Genomic DNA, 21,236 nt, shown 5'->3' with positions numbered 1-21,236 from the left:
TTATTCGGCCCCTTCTTCAATCACCAACAAGGCGTAATCTTCTATCTCCGACAGATAGGTCGGCTCGTATTCCCCAGAGGTCATCGCGCTGCTCAGGGTCATCAGGGTGTTCGGCGCACTAAGCCCGATCCACAAGCCCGCCACTGTCGCAGTCCCCAGACCCGCAAGACCGGACCAGCCGCCAATCGCATTCGTAAACTGCGCCCAGAGCGAGACACGCGGCGCAGGATCGGGCGCGGTGGTCACAATTCCAGGCGCCTCGGGCTGAAGCATCGCGGCATCCGCCAAAACACGGGCCAGCAAATCATCGGAGGGGTCTTGCGTGTGTTTGCGGGACGCACTGAACCAGAGTTCCAGGTCCAAGCTGTCGTCGTCTTTATTCATCGACATATCCCAGTTCCTCTCGTTTGCCCTGCAATATCTTGGTCAGGGCGCGTTTCCCGCGGGCAATCAGGCTTTCGACAGCCTCGACACCGCAGTCCAGAATTTCTGCAATTTCAGGGTTCGACAACCCCTCGAGGTGGCGCAAGGCCACGGCTTGGCGCTGACGGTCCGGCAACTCCATGAGCGCGGCATTCAGCGCCTGCGCCCGAGCAGCATCCTGCATCGCCTCGCCTGCGCTCGGGGTGTCATCCTCGGGCTCTGGCGCTGAGTCCAGCGGAACACTGCGACGTTTGCGAATGCGGTCTGTGCATAGGTTGGCCGTGACGCGGTACATCCACGTGGTCACTTGGGCTTCGCCCGCGCGCCAGTCCGGCGCTATCTTCCACAGACGGAGCATTGCCTCTTGGGCAACATCCTCTGCCTCGGCCTGATCCTTGAGCACGCGTGTGGCATGGGCCAGCACGCGCGGCAGGAACCGGCGCGACAACACTTGGGCAGCCAACGGATCCCCCTTGGCGTACAGCACCAAGAGCGCTTCGTCCGAAAGCTCGCTCACTGCGTCATAAGGCATCGTCATAAAGCCCTGATTACTCCGTTACCGCCAAGACCGGCAACCGGTGGCGCGCCTAGACGCGCCACCCCTTGTTCAATGCCGATTACTGGCAGCGAGGCATGTGCTTGCCGCCTTCGCCGCGCTCACCGCCGCCGTGACGACCACCATCGTTCTCACAGGTGTTCTTCATGCCGCGGGGGCCGTCACCCTTGCGCATCATCGGGCGTTCCATAGCAGCAAACTCTTCTTCCGAGATGGTGCCGTTGCCGTCCTTATCCATCTTCTGGATCATGTCACCGGGACGTTTAGCAGCCATTTCCTGGGGCGAGATTTTGCCGTCGCCGTCAGTGTCAAAGCGCTGCAACATACGGCTGCGCATCTGTTCGGCGCGCTGCACTTCCATCCGCGCGATCATCTCGTCAGGGCTCAGTGCGCCGTCGCCATCGGTGTCCGCTTCGGCGAATTTTGCAGCGCGGAACGCTTCGAATTCTTCGGCAGAGACTTCACCGTCGGCATTGGCATCCAGCTCGGCAAAAGCAGGATGGTCGCCGTGCCCCATCATGCCGCCGGGGCGCGCTTGGGCGGTGGTGACTATCAGCATGGCGCTCGCGGCCAGTCCAGCAAGTCCCAGTACGATTTTTGTCGAAGTCTTGGTCATCCTGTTCGTCCTTCCAGTTTCCATTTACAGTGTGGCCTCGAACCTCAGCGAGAGGCCTCAACTCTCGCCGTGTTCATGAAGTAAAACGCGGGGGCTCTGGAATTCCGTCGCAGGTGCATCGAGATTTTTGTGCATGAGATAGAACAGATTGCGCGTCCCTTCGCGACATGGAGCCGCAAGGACACTCCGCACCCTTTTACTTTGCACGCTAACGTATAAGTTTCCCGCACATTCAGCGCGAACGAGGATGGAATGTCTGAAAACACCCAAGCGGGCGTCGGCGAGGATCGCCCGCTCTACCCGTCATTATGGAAAGGCTGGCGCCGCAAATGCCCCAACTGTGGCAGCGGTCCGCTGCTCAAGGGCTATCTCAAGGTCCGCGACACCTGCCCTGTGTGTCACGAAGAGCTGCACCACCAGCGCGCCGATGACGGTCCGGCTTATTTGACCATCCTGATTGTGGGCCACCTGATGGCGCCAATCCTGCTGCTTGCGTTTGAAATCTGGCGCCCCGATCCGTTGGTGCTGTTCACCATTTTCACCATTGGCTGCGTTGCACTCTCGCTTTACCTTCTGCCTAGATTAAAGGGCGCGATGGTTGCGCTTCAGTGGTCAAAAAGGATGCACGGCTTCGGGCGTGCAAAAGGGTAGCACTATTTCGACAGGCATCGACAAAATCGCCATCCGTGACGCCGCCACCGTGATCGTGGTGCGTGACGCGTCCACCGCTCCACGCATATTGATGGGCCAGCGCGGGGCCAAAGCGGCGTTTATGCCTTCGAAGTTTGTCTTTCCCGGTGGGGCCGTAGACGCAGGGGACAGCACCATCCCGCTGGCAGCGCCCCTGCCCGATCCCTGCAGCGCGCGGCTCGCCGAACAGACCCCAGAGGCCGTGGCCCGCGCCCTACCAATTGCCGCGATCCGCGAGTTGTGGGAAGAGACTGGCCAGATTTTGGGAACCGCGGGCACATGGCCCGACGACGTTCCCGACGACTGGCAGGGGTTCGCAGAGCGTGGCTATCTGCCTGCGGCGGGTTCGATGGAGTTTGTGTTCCGCGCAATCACCCCGCCCGGCCGCCCACGCCGGTTCGATGCGCGTTTCTTCTTGATCGACGCAGAGGCGCTGGTCACCGATCCCGACGATTTCACGGCCGCTTGCGATGAACTCAGCCACCTGCAATGGATCCCGCTGCCCGAGGTGCGCCAGTTCGATCTGCCATTTATCACAGAGGTCGTTCTGGCCGAAATCGCCGCCCGTTTGCGAGGCGGCCCGGTGCCCGACAGCGTGCCGTTTTACAAAGATCGGGACGAGGATATCCACTTTGCTCGTCTTGGCGGGGGCAGCCCTCTTAGCTGACCAATACCAGCACGACGACGCTCAGCCCGATGGTCGCGATGCCCACAAGCTCGCGCCGCGAGAGACGTTCGCCAAAGATGAGATGCCCCGCCATGATGCTCAGGATCAGTTCGACCTGACCGACCGCTTTGACCAGACCTGCGGGCTGCAAGGTAAACGCGGTGAACCAACTAAGAGAACCAAACAGGCTCATGATCCCGATCAGACCCGCGCGGTTCCATGCCTTGACCACTTTGGTGATCTGTCCGGGGTCTCTGATCTGCAACCATGCCGCCATCACGACGGTCTGGAACAGTGTCACCATCGCCAGTGCAACCGAGGACCGCAAAAAGGGATCATCGCTCAGAACCGCGAGGGTCGCCCCGCGATAGGTCACGCCCGAGATCGCAAAAAGCAGACCCGATCCGAGTCCGAGCGCGACCGCTGCATTGTCCCATGCCGCGCCCTTGGCCTGTTTTGACAGAAGCAGCACGCCGGCCATTCCGATCAGCACCGCCCCAAGCGCGGGCAAAGTGATCACGTCCCCCAAAACAATCAATCCGACGATGACCGCCAGAATGACTTCGGTCTTTTTAAAGGTGATCCCGACCGCAAAATTGCGCCGCCCCAGCAGCATCACCACACAAAGCGTGGCAAGGATTTGCGCCACGCCGCCAACCGCGCCGTGCACCCAGAACATTGGGGACAGTTCGGGCCACTCGAACCCGCGCAGCTGCTGGTAGGCCAGTGTGATCGCAAAGGCGAAGGGGAAGGAATAGATGAAGCGGGAAAACGTCGCCCCCGCCGCGCTCAACTCTTTGGCGCTCAGGCGTTTTTGCAGCACAAACCGCAGGGTCTGAAACGTCGCGGCGGCAAAGGTGATCAGTATCCATGCATCCATTGGGCGATATTGCACCCTGCGGCCCGCCCCGCCAGAAAATTCACGCGCCGCCCCAATGAAAACGGGGCCCGAAGGCCCCGAAATCGTTTAGAACGGCAGCGGGTGCTGTTTGTGCACCTCGTCAATCTCGGTCAGCAGCTCTGCAGGCAGCTCCAGATCGTGGGCGCCCAGAACCTCTTCGAGCTGGTCCATCGTGGTCGCCCCGATGATGACCGAGCACATGCCCGGACGGTCACGTGCCCATGCCAGCGACATCTGCGTCAGGCTCAGACCGTATTTGTCCGCCAGCGTCTGATAGGCATCCACGGCATCAAAGACGCGCTCGGTCTTGCGGCCGCCCAGATCACCGTTGATCGCCATGCGCGAGCCCTCGGGGATCTGACCCTTTTGGTATTTGCCGGTGAGCAGACCCGCCGCCAAAGTGGTGTAGGACAACAGGCCCACATCCTCGTTCACGCAGGCTTCGGCCAGATCGGTGTCATAGTAACGCGCCAGCAGCGAATATTCGTTCTGGATCGAAGCCACCCGCGGGCCTTTGCCCGCTTCGGCATGCTGCACCCATTTGGTGGTGCCCCACGCGGATTCGTTCGACAGACCGAAATGCTTGATCTTGCCCTGATCCACCATCTTTTGCAGCGCGCCAAGGCAGTCTTCCATGTTCTGCTGGGTGTAGGCGGCGTTTTGACCCGAGGGGTCGTAGTTCCACATCTGGCGGAAGTGGTAGCTGCCGCGGTTCGGCCAGTGAAATTGATACAGGTCGATGACGTCAGTCTTTAGGCGCTTGAGCGATCCCTCGACGGCTTCGGGGATGGATTTGGCGGTGATCGGCGCACCATCCCGCGAATGCGAGCCTGCACCGCTGTGCTTGGTTGCGAGGATCAGTTCGTCGCGGCGGCCTGTCTTTTCGAACCAGTTGCCGATGATTTCCTCGGTCACGCCAACGGTTTCGGCGCGGACGGGGTTCACGGGATACATCTCGGCGGTGTCGATGAAGTTGATGCCCGCCTCAATGGCGCGCTCGATCTGCTGGTGCCCCTCTTCTTCGGTGTTTTGCGTGCCCCAGGTCATGGAACCCAAGCAGAATACGCTCACATCAAGGCTCGTGCGGCCGAGCGGTCTGGTCTTCATCAGATAGTCCTTTGTCTTTGCAATAACTTGGATGCAAACATGCGCCCCCGCTTGGGAAACTCAAGGGGGGCGCCTGCATTTCCCGTATCATGGGAATGCAATGTTATGGACGGATGTAGATGTAGCCTTGGGACTGCAAATCCGCGATGCGGACCACCCCGCCTTCGTCGCGGCGGGTGAAGTTGGGCATCAGGTCATCCAAGGACACCGATTGCGCATTCATGGTGTTCCCACAGGCCTCGAACGTAACGCCATTGCCCTGCAGAGCGGTCAGACGCTCTAGCACTTTGGGATTAGCATCGACGCCATCGTGAAATGCCTTGAGCGCGGGGCCGTGCACAACCAGCACGATATCGACATTCTCGGGGCCGCCTGCGCCCTTGATGTGGTTGGCCATGTTGCCAAGGGCAAAGCCGACCTTTTCTACATCGGCGACGTGGTAAACAACTTTCATCTTTTCTCCAGCCTCGGCCAGTTGGCCCCACAAAGCCATGCAGGTGATCGCCAAGGCGCACAGTAGTCGGGTCATGATATCTCCTCCCTTTATCATGTCTCTTCTGTCAGCAGCCTAGCCGCGTTCCAGCACATCACAAACTGCCCAAACGATAGAATACCTTTACGGAACAAAATAGGAACATAAAATGGGGACATGGTGAATCAGGCCCATCTCTTGGACCGGCGTCCCCACCGAGACGGACCGGAATTGACCCTCGCAGGCGGGCTGCGGGTGGCGCGGGCGCGCGTGCATGAAATCTGCGGTGCGGCGCGCTGGGTGTTCGCTTTGGAATGGGCGGGACGGACCAGCGGGCCGGTGATGTGGATCAAACCTGCATGGAGCACCGAAACGCTCTTCGCCCCCGGCCTAGGAGCATGGTGCGATCCGACCCGCATCCTGACGGTCAAGGCTGGCCAGACCCGCGACATCCTGTGGGCGATGGAAGAGGCGCTAGACAGTGGCGCGGTGTCAGCCGTGATCAGCGAGGTCAGCGAAATCCCCGAACTCACCCCAATCCGCCGCCTGCACTTGGCCGCCGAGCGCGGCGCGCAAAAAGGGGCCGAGGCCCCCATCGGCATCCTACTGACCCCCGAGCGGGGCGGTGCACCGGGGGTGGAAACGCGCTGGATGGTGACGCCTCTGCCCTCGGCCCATCCGGCGTGGCGGCTGGACCGCGTGCGTGCCCGCATGGCCGCCCCCGCCAGCTGGACCATGACACGGGACCTGACCGGCGCGTTCACCCTGACCCCCACCACAGGGCCGGACTAGCCCAACAAACAAGCGCCAGTTCTGCTGGAACACCGCAGCCTCTTGCGCTAAGGGAGGCCCGACAACAGAATTCTGGGGGCACCTCATGGCACGGCACCTGATTACTTCGGCCATTCCGTACATCAACGGCATCAAACACCTTGGCAACCTTGTGGGCAGCCAGCTGCCGGCGGACGTGTTCGCCCGCTACCAGCGCGGTCGGGGCAACGAGGTTCTGTTCCTGTGCGCCACCGACGAACACGGCACCCCCGCCGAGCTGGCCGCCGCCAAGGCCGGTAAGCCCGTCGCTGAATACTGCGCCGAGATGCACGAGGTTCAGGCCAAGATCGCCGAGGGCTTCCGCCTGTCGTTCGACCACTTTGGCCGCTCGTCCTCGGACGCGAACCACAAGCTGACCCAGCATTTCGCAGGCCGTCTGGCCGACGCGGGCCTGATCCGCGAAGTCAGCGAGACGCAGATGTACAGCCACGCCGATGGCCGCTTCCTGCCTGACCGGTATATTGAGGGCACCTGCCCCAACTGCGGTTTCGACAGCGCCCGCGGCGACCAGTGCGACAACTGCACCAAGCAGCTGGACCCCGTGGACCTGATCAACCCGCACTCGACCATCTCGGGCTCGACCGAGCTGGAAATGCGCGAAACCAAGCACCTGTATCTGTGCCAGAGCCAGATGAAGGACCAGCTGGAGCAGTGGATCGACACCCGCGAGGGCTGGCCGGTTCTGACCACCTCGATCGCCAAGAAATGGCTGAACGACGGTGACGGCCTGCAGGACCGCGGCATCACCCGCGATCTGGACTGGGGCATTCCGGTCAAGAAAGGCGATCAGGATTGGGAGGGCATGGAAGGCAAAGTCTTCTACGTCTGGTTCGACGCGCCGATCGAATACATCGCCTGCGGTCAGGAATGGGTCGAGGCGGGCAAAGGCACCGACTGGGAACGCTGGTGGCGCACCGACAAGGGCGCGGATGATGTGACCTATACCCAGTTCATGGGCAAGGATAACGTGCCCTTCCACACCCTGTCCTTCCCCGCGACCATTCTGGGCTCCGGCGAGCCGTGGAAGCTGGTGGATTACATCAAATCGTTCAACTACCTGAACTACGATGGCGGCCAGTTCAGCACTTCGCGCGGGCGCGGTGTGTTCATGGATCAGGCACTGGAAATTCTGCCCGCCGACTACTGGCGCTGGTGGCTGCTGAGCCACGCCCCCGAAAGCAGCGATGCCGAATTCACGTGGGAGAACTTCCAAACCTCCGTGAACAAGGACCTCGCCGACGTGCTGGGGAACTTTGTCAGCCGCGTCACCAAATTCTGCCGCTCCAAGTTCGGAGAAGAGGTCCCCGCAGGTGGCGACGAGTTGCCCGTCGATCAGGCCTTTATCGACCAGCTCGAGGCGAACATCCGCGCCTACGAGCAGTTCATGGAAGACAAAGAGGTCCGCAAGGCCGCTGGTGCCCTGCGCGCCATCTGGGTCATGGGCAACGAATACCTGCAAGAGGCCGCGCCGTGGTCGACCTTCAAGGAAGACCCCGAGAAGGCCGCCGGTCAGGTGCGTTTCGCCCTGAACCTGATCCCGCTCTATGCCGTGCTGTCCGCGCCCTTTATCCCCGATGCCGCTGACAAGCTGCTCGAGGCGATGAAGGTCGACGCCGAGTGGCCTGGCAGCGCCGCCGATGCGGTGAAACGCCTGCCCGCCGGTCATGCCTTTGCGGTGCCGGACAACCTCTTCGGCAAGATCAGCGATGATCAGCGCGAAGAGTGGCAGCAGCGTTTCGCAGGCACCCGCGACTAAGGGCGCCCCACTGGAAACAACGCGATGCCACCCCGAAACGGGTGGCATTTGCTTTCGGGGACAGCCCCGACACACACTAAACCGAAAGACACCTCTGATGACCGATCGCGCCCCCTTTGCCGGATGGCTGAACGACACAAACGATGTGATTTCCGTATTTCTGTCCGCAGGCCAGATTCCTGACCTGATCAACCTTGGTGGCGGACTGCCCTCGCCCGACGTCTGGCCCGTAAAGGAAATCGCCGAGATTTCGGGCCGCGTGGTGCGCGAATACCCGACCGAGACGATGACCTACAGCCCCGTCCCCGGTCTGCCCTATTTGCGCGACGTGCTGGCGAAACGTTACAGCTCCGACAATGTGCCCCTGACCCGCGACAACGTACTGGTCACCACCGGCGGCACCCAAGCCCTGAGCCTGATCGGCCAAGTCTTGCTAAATCCTGGCCAAAAGATTGCGGCACAGAGCCCGACTTACCTCGGCGCCTTGGACGCGTGGCGCCCGCGCACGCCCGAGTATCAGCCCATGCTCCTCGAGGCTGATAACTTCGATCCTGTCGCGGATATGACCGGCGCGCAGTTCGCTTATACGGTTCCTAATTTCTCGAACCCCAGCGGCCGTTTGGTGGATCTGGAGCAGCGCAAAGACCTGCTGGCCGCCGCTCACGAAACTGGCGCGTGGCTGATCGAGGACGACCCCTACGGCAAGCTCTATTATGACAGCGAACCGCTCCCGACTCTGCTGGAACTCAGCGGCGACGGCACGCCCTACAGTGGCCCTGTCATCTATGTCGGCACAGTTTCCAAAGAACTGGCCCCCGGCCTGCGCATCGGTTGGATCATCGCCGCGCCCGAGATGATCGAAGCCTTGGCGACCGCGAAACAAGGGTCTGACATGTTCAGCAGCGGCGTCTGCCAGATGACCGCTGCCAAGGCCTATGAGGAAGGTGTCGCCGATAACGCTCTGCCGCGCGTTCTGGCACTATATCGCGCACGCCGCGATGCCTTGTGTGCCGCGATGGAAGAGCATCTGAGCGACCACCTGACATGGGAAAAGCCCTGCGGCGGCATGTTTGTCTGGGCCAAGGTCAAAGACTCCGCAATCCAGACCGAGCAACTGATGCGCCGCTGTCTGGACTACGGCGTCTGCATCTCGCCCAGCAGCGTGTTTGACCCAGAGGGCAAGGACCAATCAGGTATCCGCATTAACTTTACGCTCAACACCCCCGAGACGCTGAGCGAAGGTGCCAAGCGTCTGGCAGACACCATTCGGTCGTTCAACTAAGGGCGCCATTAACCATTCCCGCAGTTCTGCGGGTTTGGTAACGAAATGCTCACGACCTCTCCCCTAGGTTTCCGCAAAGCGCTGACGAAACTCAGCGCACCGCTTTGGACGGGGAGAGACCGAATGAACCGACGCCTGATTTGTGCTGCGACTGTAACACTGTGGCCTGCAATCGGCATGGCCGCTGATATCTGCACCGGCTACGGCCCGCAAACGCCGCGCGACATTACCCAGACCGCGGGCAGCAATCCCCGTCTGTTCAATCTGGCTCCACCCGCGTCTGATCTGAACCTGTGCAACATTCACACCCACACCAACGCCGAGCACAAGGGCCCCGGCTTTGCGATTGCCGCCGGTAAGGGCACCCATGGCGGATGGAAGTGCAATGACACCGCAGAGCTGACGGCGCAGGAACGTGAGGACCCCTTTGATGGGCACGGCCCCTTTGGCGGTGTCAAACCCGGCGACACGATCGAGGTGCACTGGGTCTATTCCTCCTGCGACGTTTCCCCCGGCGAAGGACTAGGGTCCTGTATGAGCCCTGCCTGCGCCAATCCCCAACTGCGGGTCGAAGCTCAGGTCTTTCTGGTAGTGAATGATCCCTATGCGGCAGATTTCCGGACCTATGACTACCACGGCAAAGTCGTAGACGGCCTACACCAGCCTGACACTCTGCCCACGGACACTGGGCAACCAGTGGTGTTTGCAGGCTCGACCACGGGTCCAAAGTATTCTCAGCAAGAATGCTCGCCGCTGCAGGTCACGTGGTCGGTTCGCCCAACATGTGCACGAGTCGACATCACGTCGCTGCACGCATGGGCCGAAGAGAACAAATTTAACGAAGATCACTCTCACGGCGTGCGTCAGATCGTGACCGAGCCTGCCCTGCTCTCGCCCATCAACTGACCCAAACGCGCCTAGCTGCGCAGGAGGCCAAGGAAACCTGATTGGACCTTCATCCCTTGGCTGAGCATCGCCTGAGCCGCGTTCATAATGATCCGGCTTTGGGCAAACTGGCTGACCTCCTGCACCATGTTGACGTCCATGATGTGGGAATGGCTGGCCTCTAGATTGGTGCGTAGACGCCCAAAACTGCGAGTCAGTGCCTCTAGAGTGTTCTGCGTCGCACCCAGCTTGCCTCGTCCGGTTTCGACGCGGGCAATTGAGTTGTCGATGATCGACACCGCTTTGAGCGCGCCTTCGGTCGAGGTCAGGTCGATATCTCCTAGGCTGCTGAAGCTGCTGTTCTTCAGCCCCGCTTCTGCAAAGCCCTGCCCCGCAGCCGTGTTGGCGTCTTGGGAAATACTGATGTTCTCGTTCCCGACCAGATTGAGCTGGCCCGTGATCGTGGCCCCTAGATTGCCGCCGCTTTCCAGCACGCCGAGATGAATGCCGCTGGTCGCTCCTGCCGCAACGCCGTCCCCTTCGAGCGCAGTCAGCTGCAGGCGCGCGCCATTGGCGCTTTCAAAGTCAGACAGGCGAATGTTGTCACCCATAGCATCGGTCAACGTCATCGTGGTCTTGTCGGAGTTCAAACTTGCCGTGACGCCGGTTTGGTTCGACTTGGAATTGATCAGGGCACCGATGTTGGACAGATCCCCGCCTCCATCAATGACACCCGCAATTTGCACGCCATTGAGCGAAAACCCAACAGTCCCAGCGGCCAATGAACTGACTTCGACCTGCGTCGACGCCACCAAGCCGACACCGGACGCCTGCAAGGCTTCGCCAGCACCCACGCGCAGTTTGTCCCCCAAATCCCGCGCTGACATGCCCGCGTCCAGACTCACCGTCGCGCTGCGCCCCGCACTATCTACGCGGAACGACGCCCCGCCTTGGATCGGCCCCGCTGCCTCGCCGGCGCCAGTCGTAAAGAAAATCGACGCTTCGGTGCCGACGCGAAATTCGCCAATGTCAGGCATCTGGATCGAACGGATGCTGATGTTCAGATTTCGGTCATCGCCAGCGCCCAGGGTCAGCTGTTTGTCAGAAAAGGACCCGTCGACCAAGAACCGCGCCGCCAGATTGCCGCCGGACGTTTCCTCGCGATATTGGGTCAACAAATTCTGTGCGCTGTCGTTCAACGAAAAGCGTTCATCCGAGGAATTGACCCCATTCGCGGACTGCAAAGCAAGAACCCTCATGTTTTGCAAAATATCGATGGCACCGGTATGGATCGATTCAGCCGTTTCCAGAAAGCCGCCGAAGTCCCCGATATTGCGGATGCCCTGCTTCACCGCCACGATCTCGCCTCGCAGTTTGGCCGCGCCGGATACGCCTGCGACGTCATCGCCCGCCTTGTTGATCCGCGATCCGGTCGTCAGAGCTTGCATCGATCTCTGTCGCTCCTGATCTGCTGCAGAAATCGCGTTCAGAGCGGCATTCACTGCCCCCGTCGAACCTGCTTTGATCATGGCCTAAACTCCCCTGCATGCGCCGCGTGTAAACTGGTCGCTATCGAGTGGAACGGGCTCATTTAAGAAAATGTTTAGAATTATTTTCACTCGCCGCGCCTGTCTTTCAGAGGTCAAAGCCAGCCGTTGGGCTGGGAAAGGTTAATTCTGCCTGCAGGAAAACCAGCATACCGGCATCGAAGAAACGCGCTTAAGGATTGCTGAGCTAACCTTCTTGGACAGGAATATACCCCCATGACAGTCGAGGTCACACTGACCGATCTGAACGGTCTGATTGAATATACCTTTGCTGATGTCGACTTGCAGTTTTTTGCAGGCGGCGGCGCGCTGTTCGATCTGAATTGGTCAGTCGACAATATGCTAACTGGCAACGCAGAGATGACGCCGGCGAACATCCTGCCCGACGGGGCTTTCCGGTTAACCTATTACAGCGCGGCCACAGGCTCTGTGACGGCTGATTTCTTTGGCGACTGGCCAGAACCGCTGACCTATGCAGAAATCGGCGAAAACACCGCTTGGCTCGAAAGCACGGCGGACATCGAGATCGAAGAGATCGCCATGATCGTGCCCGGAGCCTATCGGATCCTCATCGACTTCAATGGTGCGGGTCCCACGGTCAAAGAGTTCGTCGAAACTTGGACTGAGCCTGATCTGGTCGCTCTGAACCCACTGGTCAACGGCGAATTCTCGGTCGAGGATGGGTGGTCAGGGACCAGCGGACGCGACCGATACCTGGGGACCAATCAGGATGACACGATCGAAGGCCTAGGCGGACGCGATGTTCTCAAGGGCGGACGCGGAGATGACGAGATCTTCGGCGGCAGCGGCAACGACAAACTCTTTGGTCAGGCAGGCAAGGACCTGCTCGAAGGCGGCGCGGGCAAAGACAATCTGGTCGGCGGTGGCGGGCATGACACCCTGCGCGGCGGCGATGGCAACGATAAGCTCAAGGGTGGCGGCGGCAATGACAGCATGGTCGGCGGCGACGGAAAGGACGTGCTGCTTGGGGCTGGCGGGTCCGACACCCTGCATGGCGGTGCGGGCAATGACCGGCTCATCGGCGGAGGCGGCGACGACAGTTTGCTCGGCAGCTTTGGCGATGACACGCTGATCGATGGGCGCGGCGATGATTATATGTGGGGCGGAAGCGGCGCCGATCTGTTCATCTTCAAGAAGGGGGTGGCCGGTGGCACCGACTTCGTCGACATGGACAAAACCGGCGGTGACAAGCTCCGGCTTCAAGGGTTCGGGGTCGATATCGATATATCCACCGCGACGGCCGAGGACATCGAAGCCGCGATGGCCGCGCAAAACATTCACATCGTTCAGGACACGGAGAGCTGGAACTTTGGGATTGGCTTCGAGGATACTGGCGACGCGATCACACTGGCCTTCGATACTCCCGTCCTATCCTCGCAGATTTGGGATTATATCGAATTTGCTTGAGCCGGTCACTCACCCGGTCTGCGGATGAAAGACCAGATCAAAGCCTTCGTCCGGCTGGGGCGGCACATAGTGTTGCGTGAACAGGTGGAACTGCTCTTCGGTTACAGAAAATGGATGCGCGCCAGATGCATTGCGGGCGCGCAGCCGATCCAGACACAGCGCATCATCGGCCTGCAGGACATGCAGCCGATGAGCTGCTCCGGTGTCATCGACGATCCCGCGCATCCACAATCGTACCTCTGGCGTATTTGCCGCAAAGTCGAGCACGACAGACACCCCTGCCCGCAGTAAATCACCGACATGCGGCCCCACCGCCGCACGTAGACGCGCTGTGCAGCGGACATAGTCCTTTGGGGTGGTCATCTGGTCGGCAAAGAGCGCGTTCAACCACGCATCTTCTGAGATCCGAACCGTGCCCTTTCCGGCTGAAAGCTCTGCCGCCAAGGTCGATTTCCCAGAGGCAATCTTGCCAGCGATCATATGAAGTACGGGCTGGTCTGGCATCGTCCTCTCCTGCTCAAGAACGCGCTGGGATTAGTTCGAGATCGCGACGGAGCGTTTGAGATAGGTCATATCAGCAACCTGCCGCGCGAGGAACGCCGCTATGTCGGCCCGTGCGATTTTCAAGGTCAGTTTGCGATCACTCGGCGGAAAATTCTCCTTGTATGCCCCAGTCGCCGGCGCATCTGTAAAGGCGCCCGGCCGCACAATGGTCCAATCCAGACCGCTGGCCCGCACCAGACTTTCTTGCAACTCATGATCCTTGAACACGGGGCGCAGAAATGCGCCAAACATGATGCGCTTCCAATAGAAGTTCAGGTTCGACCAACTCTCGTGCGCGCCCAGTGTAGACTGGCAGATCAGACGCCGGATGCCGTGCGTTTGCATCGCGTTAATCACGTTCAACGTGCCTTCGGACCGGATCAGGCTGCTGCGTGACAGGCCCGCACCCAAGGTGATGACCGCCGCGTCATGGCCCGCAACTGCCTTGGACACCTCATCGGGGCGTAGTGCGTCGCCAGCGATGCGCCTCAGGTTCGGGTCTGTCAGTTCCAATTTGTCGGGTGTTCGGGCGAATGCCGAGACACTGTGTCCTGCGTTCAAGAGTTCCGAGACAGCGAGCTTTCCAACACTGCCAGTCGCGCCAAAAACGATGACGTTCATAGGGTCGTCTCCTTGTGTGTTCGAATTTCAACGTCAACTTGACACCGTGTAAAGTTGACAATCCATCGCTAGCCGATAACTTGACATGATGTCAAGAAATCTTGCCGACACCCGCACCCGCATCCTTGAAACCGCTTGGAAACTCTTGGAATCCGGCGACAAAGCCGTTCGCATGTCCGACATCGCCAAGGGGGCTGGGATCAGCCGCCAAGCGCTGTATCTGCATTTTCCGAATCGCGCAGAACTGCTGATCGCCGTCACACGCCACATCGACTCGGTGAACGACGTGGATACACGGCTCGCCCCAAGCCGTGCAGCAACACGCGGGACCGAGAGGCTGGAGACCTTTATCGCGGCGTGGGGCGGGTACATTCCACAGATCCACGGGATCTCGGTCGCCCTGCGCGCAATGCAAGGCGACCCAGAGGCTGCAGCAGCGTGGGATGATCGGATGCAGGCCGTCCGGCACGGATGCGCGGCGGCCATACGCGCCTTAGCCATAGATGGGGACCTGCGGGGGGACCTGACCGAAGAGGCTGCAACCGATCTTCTTTGGGTGCTGCTCTCGGTCGAGAATTGGGAACGCTTGGTTCGCGATTGCGGCTGGTCTCAGGACGCCTACCTGCGCGAGGTGACTGCATTGGCGCACCATGCTCTGTTAGCGCAATCAAGGACTTAGACGGACGCTACGTCACTTTGCTCTGCGCATCTGTGAACCGGATAGACCTCAGGAACACTCATTGACACGCCTCTGGTTGTGCGTTTCGATCCTCTGACATTGTCTCGGAGGAGGAGTTGAGACAGATGCGTCACCACGTATTTCGACCGATTTTTATCGCGCATGCGCAGTCTTTTGACGCGCTCACGACCCAGATTTAAAGCAAGGAGCCCCACGTGAGTGCGATCTTGCTGCAAGACTTGGATGCTGACGGCGTCCTGAGATTAACCCTGAATACCCCATCCAAACGCAACGCCCTGTCCGAAGCGATGCTGACCGCCCTTGGCGAGGCATTCGAAACGGCGGGCCGCGATCCGAAGGTCCGCGTCATTGTTCTGGCTGCGAATGGCCCCGCATTTTGCGCCGGACACGATCTCAAGGAAATGACGGCAGGTCGCGATGCATCCGACGGGGGCCGCGCCTACTTCTCTCGGGTGATGCGCCAATGCTCGGGCGTAATGCAGGGCATTGTGAATTGCCCAAAGCCGGTCATTGCCGAAGTCGCTGGCATCGCCACGGCTGCGGGCTGCCAACTGGTGGCGAGCTGTGATCTTGCTGTCGCCGACAAGAACGCGCAGTTCAGCACCCCCGGTGTGCATATCGGGCTATTCTGCTCGACCCCAATGGTGGCCCTGTCCCGCAATGTTGCGAACAAACACGCCATGGAAATGCTGCTGACCGGCGACATGACATCGGCCACACGCGCCGCAGATATCGGCCTGATCAACTACGCCGTCGCCGCAGAGGAACTGCGCGAGACCGTCATGACAATGGCCCGCAAGATCGCGTCAAAATCCAGCATGACCCTCGCCACCGGCAAACGCGCCTTCTATGCCCAAAGCGAGATGGAGCTGACAGATGCCTACGCTTATGCCGCACAGGTCATGGTGGAAAATATGCTAGCCCGCGATGCCGAAGAGGGCATCAACGCATTCATTCAAAAACGCGCACCCCAATGGGAGGATGTGTGACTATGATTAATCCCTTCAACACTGATCTGGACCGCAATCCCGCGAACCACCAGCCGCTGACCCCGATCCAGTTTCTAGAGCGCGCGGCGACCGTGTTCCCGAAGCACACCGCCATCGTCCACGGGCACATCCGCCGCACCTACGCGGAGTTCTACAGCCGATCCCGCCAGTTGGCGTCTGCGCTCAGCCAGCACGGAATCGGGCGGGGCGATACGGTATCGGCGCTGCTCCCCAACACTCCAGCCATGCTGGAATGTCACTATGGCGTTCCCATGTGCGGCGGCGTTCTGCACTCGATCAATACCCGCTTGGATGCGGCGATCATCGCGTTCCAACTCGACCACGCGATGACCAAAGTCGTTATCGTGGACAGCGAATTCATGCCCCTGTTGCAAGAGGCTTTGGCACAGGCCAAAGCCACGCCGATTGTCATCCAATGTGACGATCCCGAGTACGATGGGCCGCGCATAGACACCGAAGCTATGGATTACGAGGCGTTTTTGGCCAAAGGCGACCCCGCGTTTGCATGGCTCATGCCCGAGGATGAATGGGACGCAATCACCATCAACTACACCTCTGGCACCACGGGCGACCCCAAGGGCGTCGTCTATCACCACCGCGGCGCCTATCTGCTGGCCCAAGGCAATGCCCTGACCACATCCATGAGCAAGCATGCGGTCTACCTGTGGACCCTGCCGATGTTCCATTGCAATGGCTGGTGTTTCCCTTGGACCTTGTCCGCAATCATCGGGACCCATGTTTGCCTGCGCCAAGTGCGTGCCGAGCCGATCTGGGCCGCGCTCGCGGACGAAGGGGTTACGCACCTCTGCGGTGCCCCGATCGTCATGTCCTTGCTGATCACAGCACGAGAGAGCGAGAAGCGCGCTCTGGATCACACCGTGCAGTTCTTTACCGCCGCGGCGCCACCGCCGGAAAAGGTGCTGGCCGACATGCGCGCCGCCGGCTTTGACGTGACCCACTTGTACGGCCTGACCGAAACCTACGGGCCTTCGGTTGTCAACGATTGGCACAACGACTGGTCTGATCTGCCGCCTGCCGAGCAAGCGGCTCTGAAATCCCGCCAAGGCGTCCGTTACCTGCCCCTCGAAGGGCTCGAGGTCATGGATCCCGAGACTATGACACCCGTGCCGCATGACGGCGAAACCATGGGCGAAGTCATGTTCCGCGGCAATGTCGTGATGAAGGGCTACTTCCGCAATCCCGAGGGCACGGCCAAAGCCTTTGCCGGCGGCTGGTTCCACTCCGGCGACCTCGGCGTAGTGCATCCTGACGGCTACGTGCAGCTTAAGGATCGGTCCAAGGACATTATCATCTCTGGCGGCGAGAATATCTCGTCCATAGAAGTCGAAGAGGTGCTTTATCGTCACGACGCCGTCTCTGTGGTCGCGGTCGTTGCCATGCCCCACGAAAAATGGGGCGAGACGCCCTGTGCTTTCGTCGAACTGGCGCAAGGGCAACAGGCTGATGCCGATGCTTTGAAATCGTGGTGCCGCGAACATCTGGCCCACTACAAAGTCCCCGGCAAATTCGTCTTCCAAGAGATCCCGCGCACCTCTACGGGCAAGATCCAGAAGTTCGTTCTACGCGAAGAAGCGAAGGCATTGGCCTAACGCTAACAGGGCGCCTTGCGATCTGCGGCGCCCTTAACTGCCCCTTGGGCGGGTGAAACGCCCAGATTAGATTGACCTATCCGCCGATCCGCGAGCGTTCGTCGTTTTACCTACACCACGCCAAAGAAAATCGGCAAGTCGCCTTCTTGCCAAAGATCATATTTCTCCATCACCTTTGCAAAGCCATCGCTGGCGAGAAACCGATCAAGCCAAGCAATCAGATGCGGCCAAGGCTGAGCATCGAACCAAGCGCGGTCAATATGCGCGAATTGGCGGATAAATGGCAGGATCGCCAGATCCGCCAGCGTCTGCCGCTCGCCCAACAGCCAAAGCGTCTTTTCTAATCGGGCCTCCAGCCCCATCAGGTGAGCAACAGCCTTAGCGCGTTCTTCTTCTGGATTGCAGTCTGGGTAACGGGTCACATATTTTGTGCGATCCAAGGCGCGCTTGAAGGGGCCATCATTCTGGGAAATCAGGTCCCAGCCTTCGGCAGTCATTTCGAGCAGAGCATCGGGATCGTTCTGGCGCAAAGCCCAGATCATGATGTCCAGACTTTCGTCCAAGACACCGCCCGCCGTACGCAATGCCGGCACGGTCGCCGTTGGTGATGTTTGCAAGAAAGCCTCTGGCTTCGCCCTCAACTTAATCTCACGGAGTTCGACTCGAATGCCCGCATTGCGCACACCCAACCTTGCCCGCATGGCATAAGGGCACCGACGAAAGCTCCATAAAATGGGAAGATCAGACTGCACGAGTTCGCTCTTTGGTAGCCTATGGACAGAGGCACCCTACCACCGAATTTGCCACAAACTGAAGGGCCCGAGAGAAGTACCCAAAAGCAAAGGGCGGCCCGCTGGCACTACTTCACGCGTTGTCGATCGGCATCGAATTCCCTCCCCTTGTCGCCACTAAAAGTGACCCGTTGATGCTCGAGGGCAGCTGGCTTGGGCGTAGCCTTCTTGTAGCGTAGCCGCGTCGGGCTAGGCACGTTTCGGCTGGTCGCAGGTCTTGACGCGCCAGCTCTCGTTACCGGTTTCTACGATGTCCCAGTGGTGGGTTAGACGGTCCATAAGCACGGTGGTCATCTTGGCATCACCGAAGACGGAGGGTCACTCACCAAAGTCGAGGTTGGTTGCAACGATGATCGAAGTCCGTTCGTAGAGAAAGCTGATGAGATGGAACAGGAGCTGTCCGCCAGTTTGCGCGAACGGCAGATAGCCCAGTCGCCGAGGATCAGGAAGTCGAGGCAGCATAGCAGACCGGCGGTGCGGGCTTCGGCATCAAGCTTGTTCACGAGGTCGACCATGTTGAAAAACCGACCCCTCTTGCCCGGTCTGATGCAGGATCGTGCGACACTTACCGCGAGATGCGACTTGCCGGTTCCACCGATCAACACGATCGTTGCGCTGCTGATCGAGAAAGTCACCCGATACGAGATCGCGCACCAGCGTCTCGTTCACGGACGTATCTTCGAAGGTGAACTCGTCGACCTCTTTGGCCAGCGCAAGGCGGGCGACCGCTGTGACGATGATCGCATCGTAAGCGGTTTTCATCCAATAGCGCGTACGCGCACAGCACCTGTGAGCGTTCCATCTTTGGGTCTCTTGAGGCTATTATAGCGTTTGCAGTCGGCCGCCAGCTCTCAGGTCAGGCGCAAAGCATCCGATGTGGCGATTGTGAGTGACGTTCTAGGTTCGCGGTGTCGGGCCAAGATGTTCAATACGAAAGCAGCTGCTGGAGCGCCGTCCTTCAAGGCCTCAGGGCAAGCGGCTTCCACGGCACCCGGTCCGTCTGTGGGGACCATGCTCAGCATCTGGACCATTTGGCGCTCGGCGGTCGGCACCTCGCCAAGCTTGCTTTGGACCCGCTTGATGGCGGGCGGAAGGTCCCATTCCTTGAGCGGTGCGCCGTTGCGCAGGGCGCCAGGTTTGCGAACAAGAACAGGGATGTAGTGCAGAGGATCAAAGATATCCCTATTGCCGCCAAAAGCGCGATCATACTGACAAATGACCTTGCCGTCCTGCCAGGACTTGATGCGCTCGGCATAGGCGCAGATCTCGACCGGGTAGCCGAAGGCGCGAGCATCTAACGAATACCGGTCGTTGTCGAACCGCGCGAGGCCCGTCTTAGACACAGAAGCAGGCACTAAACGGAAGCCACCTCTCGGCGAATGCAGACATACGCACGCTGGGCAGCGGGAGCTCGACCGCCCGTTTCGCAAGTGATTATTTTCATTGAAGACTATCTTGGATTTTACGGGGTCGAGCCGATGTCCAAAATGCTGCAGATTGCTCCGTCCACTTCCTATGAGCTGAGTGCTGTTTTACGTTCCCTGCCCGGGCCTTGGCTTGGCTTGGCTTGGCTTGGCTTGGCTTGGCTTGGGCAAAGTCCGAGGCTTCCTTGTGCGTCAAGATAGAAGCGATCTGGTGGGAGAACCGCAAGCTCTATGGCGCGCGGAAGATCTGGCATGTTTCGCGGCGTGATCGTGAAGACGTCGCTTGCTGTACTGTCGAGAAGTTGGATGACGGTTTTCGGGGTCATGAGTATGGTCCGAGGGGGGAAGGTTGTCACGACCAATCCGTTCGCGATTGTGCTTGTAGCAGTGGCGCCGCAATGGCTCACCATCGCAAGCGTGCCCGGACGACAAGGTAAACCGTCAGTTCTTCTTGGACTGTCCGAACCAGCTTTGGGTGTCAGATTCTGCCTATGTGCACACTTGGTCAGGCACTGTATACGTCGCTTATCTCATCGACGTCTTTGCGCGGCGGATTATCGACTGGCGGGCACTGACTTCAATGAAGATCCAGTTCGTTCTCGACGCATTCGAGCAAGCGACCTAGCAAAGACAAACACCAGCTCACAAAAGCTTGGTTTTCGATCCGGACCGCGGGTAGCCATATCTGTCTATTAAGTAGACGGAGTGCTCGGCGGATGCAGACATTGATCTGTCTGTCGGAAGCGTTGGTGCTGCCCACGACAATACACTCGCCGAATGTTTGATCTGTCTCTTCAAAACAGAGGTGATAAATCAGATCGGGCCATGAAAGCTATCCATGATAGCAGAATGGGAAACGCTCAAGTGGGTCGATCGGTATAACAATCGCCGCCCTCACGACGCATCGGATACATTCCGCAGGTGAAGCAGAGGAAGCATTCTATGCAAACCTGAAGTCACTCGATCTGGTCGCCTAGTTGTTGAACAAAATACGCTCCGGCAAAGTCTGGCCTTCGCATCAGAGAAGAGTGAAGCCTCCCTGGAGCGGGAGCTTCACCGCCTTCACAAAGAGAAGGCCAGCCTGATCGCCTCCCTCAAAAATGGCGTTCCTTCAGAGTTTCTGAAGGACGATATCGCGCAGAACATGTCGCAGACCCAGAGCGTTGAAGCGGAGATTGCCGCAGCGCGTGAAGAAGCCCCCGTAAGGTTTCCTCCTTCGTGTTTCGGATATGTATTGAATAGCCCCGTGTTTTTTAGACGCCTTTGTTGTTCAGTTTCTGCTGCCGTTCGAATTCGATTGGCGACAGCATGCCGTTATGCGCGTGCTTGCGTTTCGGGTTGTAGAACATTTCGATGTAGTCGAACACGTCCTGCCT

At 59.5% G+C, this 21,236-nt stretch carries 22 protein-coding genes, 2 pseudogenes and 1 other annotated feature; of the genes and pseudogenes, 11 read left to right on the top strand and 13 right to left on the bottom strand.

Annotated elements, in window-relative coordinates; genetic code table 11:
- The 3 genes from N4A58_RS05850 to N4A58_RS05840 all read right to left on the bottom strand — a co-directional run bounded on the left by N4A58_RS05850 (position 1) and on the right by N4A58_RS05840 (position 1,595).
- Positions 1-390, bottom strand: coding sequence for a hypothetical protein (locus tag N4A58_RS05850; protein WP_293708346.1), 390 nt, complete (start codon positions 388-390; stop codon positions 1-3).
- The gene (locus N4A58_RS05845) at positions 377-961 is read right to left on the bottom strand and encodes an RNA polymerase sigma factor (protein ID WP_293708345.1); all 585 of its coding nucleotides are present in this window, start codon (positions 959-961) and stop codon (positions 377-379) included. Before N4A58_RS05845 ends, N4A58_RS05850 begins: the two co-directional genes overlap by 14 nt.
- Positions 962-1,040: 79 nt before the next feature.
- Complete coding sequence (locus tag N4A58_RS05840; RefSeq protein WP_293708344.1) at positions 1,041-1,595, bottom strand: EF-hand domain-containing protein; 555 nt, start codon at positions 1,593-1,595, stop codon at positions 1,041-1,043.
- A gap of 252 nt (positions 1,596-1,847) precedes the next feature.
- Here N4A58_RS05840 and N4A58_RS05835 point away from each other — a divergent pair, with 252 nt between their 5' ends.
- Together N4A58_RS05835 and N4A58_RS05830 are read left to right on the top strand one after the other, a co-directional pair.
- On the top strand, positions 1,848-2,246 hold the full coding sequence (locus N4A58_RS05835) for a DUF983 domain-containing protein (protein ID WP_072705797.1): 399 nt from the start codon (positions 1,848-1,850) through the stop codon (positions 2,244-2,246).
- The gene (locus tag N4A58_RS05830; protein ID WP_293708343.1) at positions 2,233-2,952 is read left to right on the top strand and encodes an NUDIX hydrolase; all 720 of its coding nucleotides are present in this window, start codon (positions 2,233-2,235) and stop codon (positions 2,950-2,952) included. The genes N4A58_RS05835 and N4A58_RS05830 overlap by 14 nt, the downstream gene beginning before the upstream one ends.
- Here N4A58_RS05830 and N4A58_RS05825 read toward each other — a convergent pair.
- The 3 genes from N4A58_RS05825 to N4A58_RS05815 form a co-directional block, all read right to left on the bottom strand.
- Positions 2,945-3,832: a DMT family transporter gene (locus tag N4A58_RS05825; protein ID WP_293708342.1), complete on the bottom strand. Its 888-nt coding sequence runs from the start codon at positions 3,830-3,832 to the stop codon at positions 2,945-2,947. The two genes, N4A58_RS05830 and N4A58_RS05825, sit on opposite strands and share 8 nt — an antisense overlap.
- Before the next feature lie 87 nt (positions 3,833-3,919).
- Complete coding sequence (locus tag N4A58_RS05820; protein ID WP_293708341.1) at positions 3,920-4,960, bottom strand: aldo/keto reductase; 1,041 nt, start codon at positions 4,958-4,960, stop codon at positions 3,920-3,922.
- 103 nt (positions 4,961-5,063) lie between these two features.
- Complete coding sequence (locus tag N4A58_RS05815) at positions 5,064-5,489, bottom strand: DsrE family protein (protein WP_293708340.1); 426 nt, start codon at positions 5,487-5,489, stop codon at positions 5,064-5,066.
- Between the two features lie 120 nt (positions 5,490-5,609).
- Between N4A58_RS05815 and N4A58_RS05810 the strand changes: the two genes are divergently transcribed.
- From N4A58_RS05810 to N4A58_RS05795, 4 genes are all read left to right on the top strand, one after another.
- The gene (locus N4A58_RS05810; protein ID WP_293708339.1) at positions 5,610-6,224 is read left to right on the top strand and encodes a hypothetical protein; all 615 of its coding nucleotides are present in this window, start codon (positions 5,610-5,612) and stop codon (positions 6,222-6,224) included.
- An 85-nt stretch (positions 6,225-6,309) separates the two neighbouring features.
- Entirely contained in the window at positions 6,310-8,019 is a 1,710-nt protein-coding gene (gene metG, locus N4A58_RS05805; protein WP_293708338.1) for a methionine--tRNA ligase, read from the top strand.
- A 97-nt stretch (positions 8,020-8,116) separates the two neighbouring features.
- Positions 8,117-9,301, top strand: a complete 1,185-nt coding sequence (locus tag N4A58_RS05800; RefSeq protein ID WP_293708337.1) for a PLP-dependent aminotransferase family protein — start codon at positions 8,117-8,119, stop codon at positions 9,299-9,301.
- A gap of 123 nt (positions 9,302-9,424) precedes the next feature.
- Positions 9,425-10,207 carry a delta-class carbonic anhydrase gene (locus tag N4A58_RS05795; protein ID WP_293708336.1) on the top strand — a complete coding sequence of 261 codons (783 nt, stop codon included), beginning with the start codon at positions 9,425-9,427 and terminating at the stop codon, positions 10,205-10,207.
- An 11-nt stretch (positions 10,208-10,218) separates the two neighbouring features.
- Here N4A58_RS05795 and N4A58_RS05790 read toward each other — a convergent pair whose 3' ends face one another.
- Positions 10,219-11,715 (bottom strand): flagellin, encoded by a 1,497-nt coding sequence (locus N4A58_RS05790; protein WP_293708335.1) that lies wholly within the window; start codon positions 11,713-11,715, stop codon positions 10,219-10,221.
- Positions 11,716-11,949: 234 nt separating this feature from the next.
- On the opposite strand from N4A58_RS05790, the gene N4A58_RS05785 reads away from it, so the two are divergent.
- Positions 11,950-13,161: a calcium-binding protein gene (locus tag N4A58_RS05785; protein WP_293708334.1), complete on the top strand. Its 1,212-nt coding sequence runs from the start codon at positions 11,950-11,952 to the stop codon at positions 13,159-13,161.
- A gap of 9 nt (positions 13,162-13,170) precedes the next feature.
- Here the strand turns inward: N4A58_RS05785 and N4A58_RS05780 are convergent, their stop codons facing one another.
- The gene (locus tag N4A58_RS05780) at positions 13,171-13,665 is read right to left on the bottom strand and encodes an ATP-binding protein (RefSeq protein WP_293708333.1); all 495 of its coding nucleotides are present in this window, start codon (positions 13,663-13,665) and stop codon (positions 13,171-13,173) included.
- 30 nt (positions 13,666-13,695) lie between these two features.
- Positions 13,696-14,325: an NAD(P)-dependent oxidoreductase gene (locus N4A58_RS05775; protein WP_293708332.1), complete on the bottom strand. Its 630-nt coding sequence runs from the start codon at positions 14,323-14,325 to the stop codon at positions 13,696-13,698.
- Positions 14,326-14,410: 85 nt separating this feature from the next.
- On the opposite strand from N4A58_RS05775, the gene N4A58_RS05770 reads away from it, so the two are divergent.
- The 3 genes from N4A58_RS05770 (at position 14,411) to N4A58_RS05760 (ending at position 17,645) form a co-directional block, all read left to right on the top strand.
- On the top strand, positions 14,411-15,004 hold the full coding sequence (locus N4A58_RS05770; RefSeq protein WP_293708331.1) for a TetR/AcrR family transcriptional regulator: 594 nt from the start codon (positions 14,411-14,413) through the stop codon (positions 15,002-15,004).
- A 215-nt stretch (positions 15,005-15,219) separates the two neighbouring features.
- A complete protein-coding gene (locus N4A58_RS05765; protein WP_293708330.1) occupies positions 15,220-16,014 on the top strand; it encodes an enoyl-CoA hydratase in 795 nt (264 codons plus the stop codon).
- Between the two features lie 2 nt (positions 16,015-16,016).
- Positions 16,017-17,645, top strand: a complete 1,629-nt coding sequence (locus tag N4A58_RS05760; RefSeq protein WP_293708329.1) for an acyl-CoA synthetase — start codon at positions 16,017-16,019, stop codon at positions 17,643-17,645.
- 110 nt (positions 17,646-17,755) lie between these two features.
- On the opposite strand, the gene N4A58_RS05755 is transcribed toward N4A58_RS05760, so the two are convergent.
- From N4A58_RS05755 to N4A58_RS05745, 3 genes and pseudogenes are all read right to left on the bottom strand, one after another.
- A complete protein-coding gene (locus tag N4A58_RS05755; protein WP_293708328.1) occupies positions 17,756-18,397 on the bottom strand; it encodes a glutathione S-transferase in 642 nt (213 codons plus the stop codon).
- A 228-nt stretch (positions 18,398-18,625) separates the two neighbouring features.
- A pseudogene (locus N4A58_RS05750) lies at positions 18,626-19,198 on the bottom strand (ATP-binding protein).
- A pseudogene (locus N4A58_RS05745) lies at positions 19,195-19,803 on the bottom strand (IS21 family transposase); the annotation flags it as partial. The pseudogenes N4A58_RS05745 and N4A58_RS05750, both read right to left, overlap by 4 nt.
- 23 nt (positions 19,804-19,826) lie before the next feature.
- Positions 19,827-19,941: a sequence feature (AL1L pseudoknot), on the top strand.
- Positions 19,942-20,311: 370 nt separating this feature from the next.
- Here N4A58_RS05745 and N4A58_RS20910 point away from each other — a divergent pair.
- Positions 20,312-20,485 (top strand): DDE-type integrase/transposase/recombinase, encoded by a 174-nt coding sequence (locus tag N4A58_RS20910; RefSeq protein ID WP_367176732.1) that lies wholly within the window; start codon positions 20,312-20,314, stop codon positions 20,483-20,485.
- 628 nt (positions 20,486-21,113) lie between these two features.
- Here the strand turns inward: N4A58_RS20910 and N4A58_RS05740 are convergent.
- On the bottom strand, positions 21,114-21,236 hold a 123-nt coding region (locus N4A58_RS05740), incomplete at its 5' end, for an IS3 family transposase (RefSeq protein ID WP_293708474.1).

The sequence above is a fragment of the Donghicola sp. genome (genome assembly GCF_025210255.1).
Taxonomy (GTDB): Bacteria; Pseudomonadota; Alphaproteobacteria; order Rhodobacterales; family Rhodobacteraceae; genus Donghicola; species Donghicola eburneus.
The sequence above is the reverse complement of the archived record's forward strand: the minus strand, read 5'-3'. Positions and strand labels throughout refer to the sequence as shown.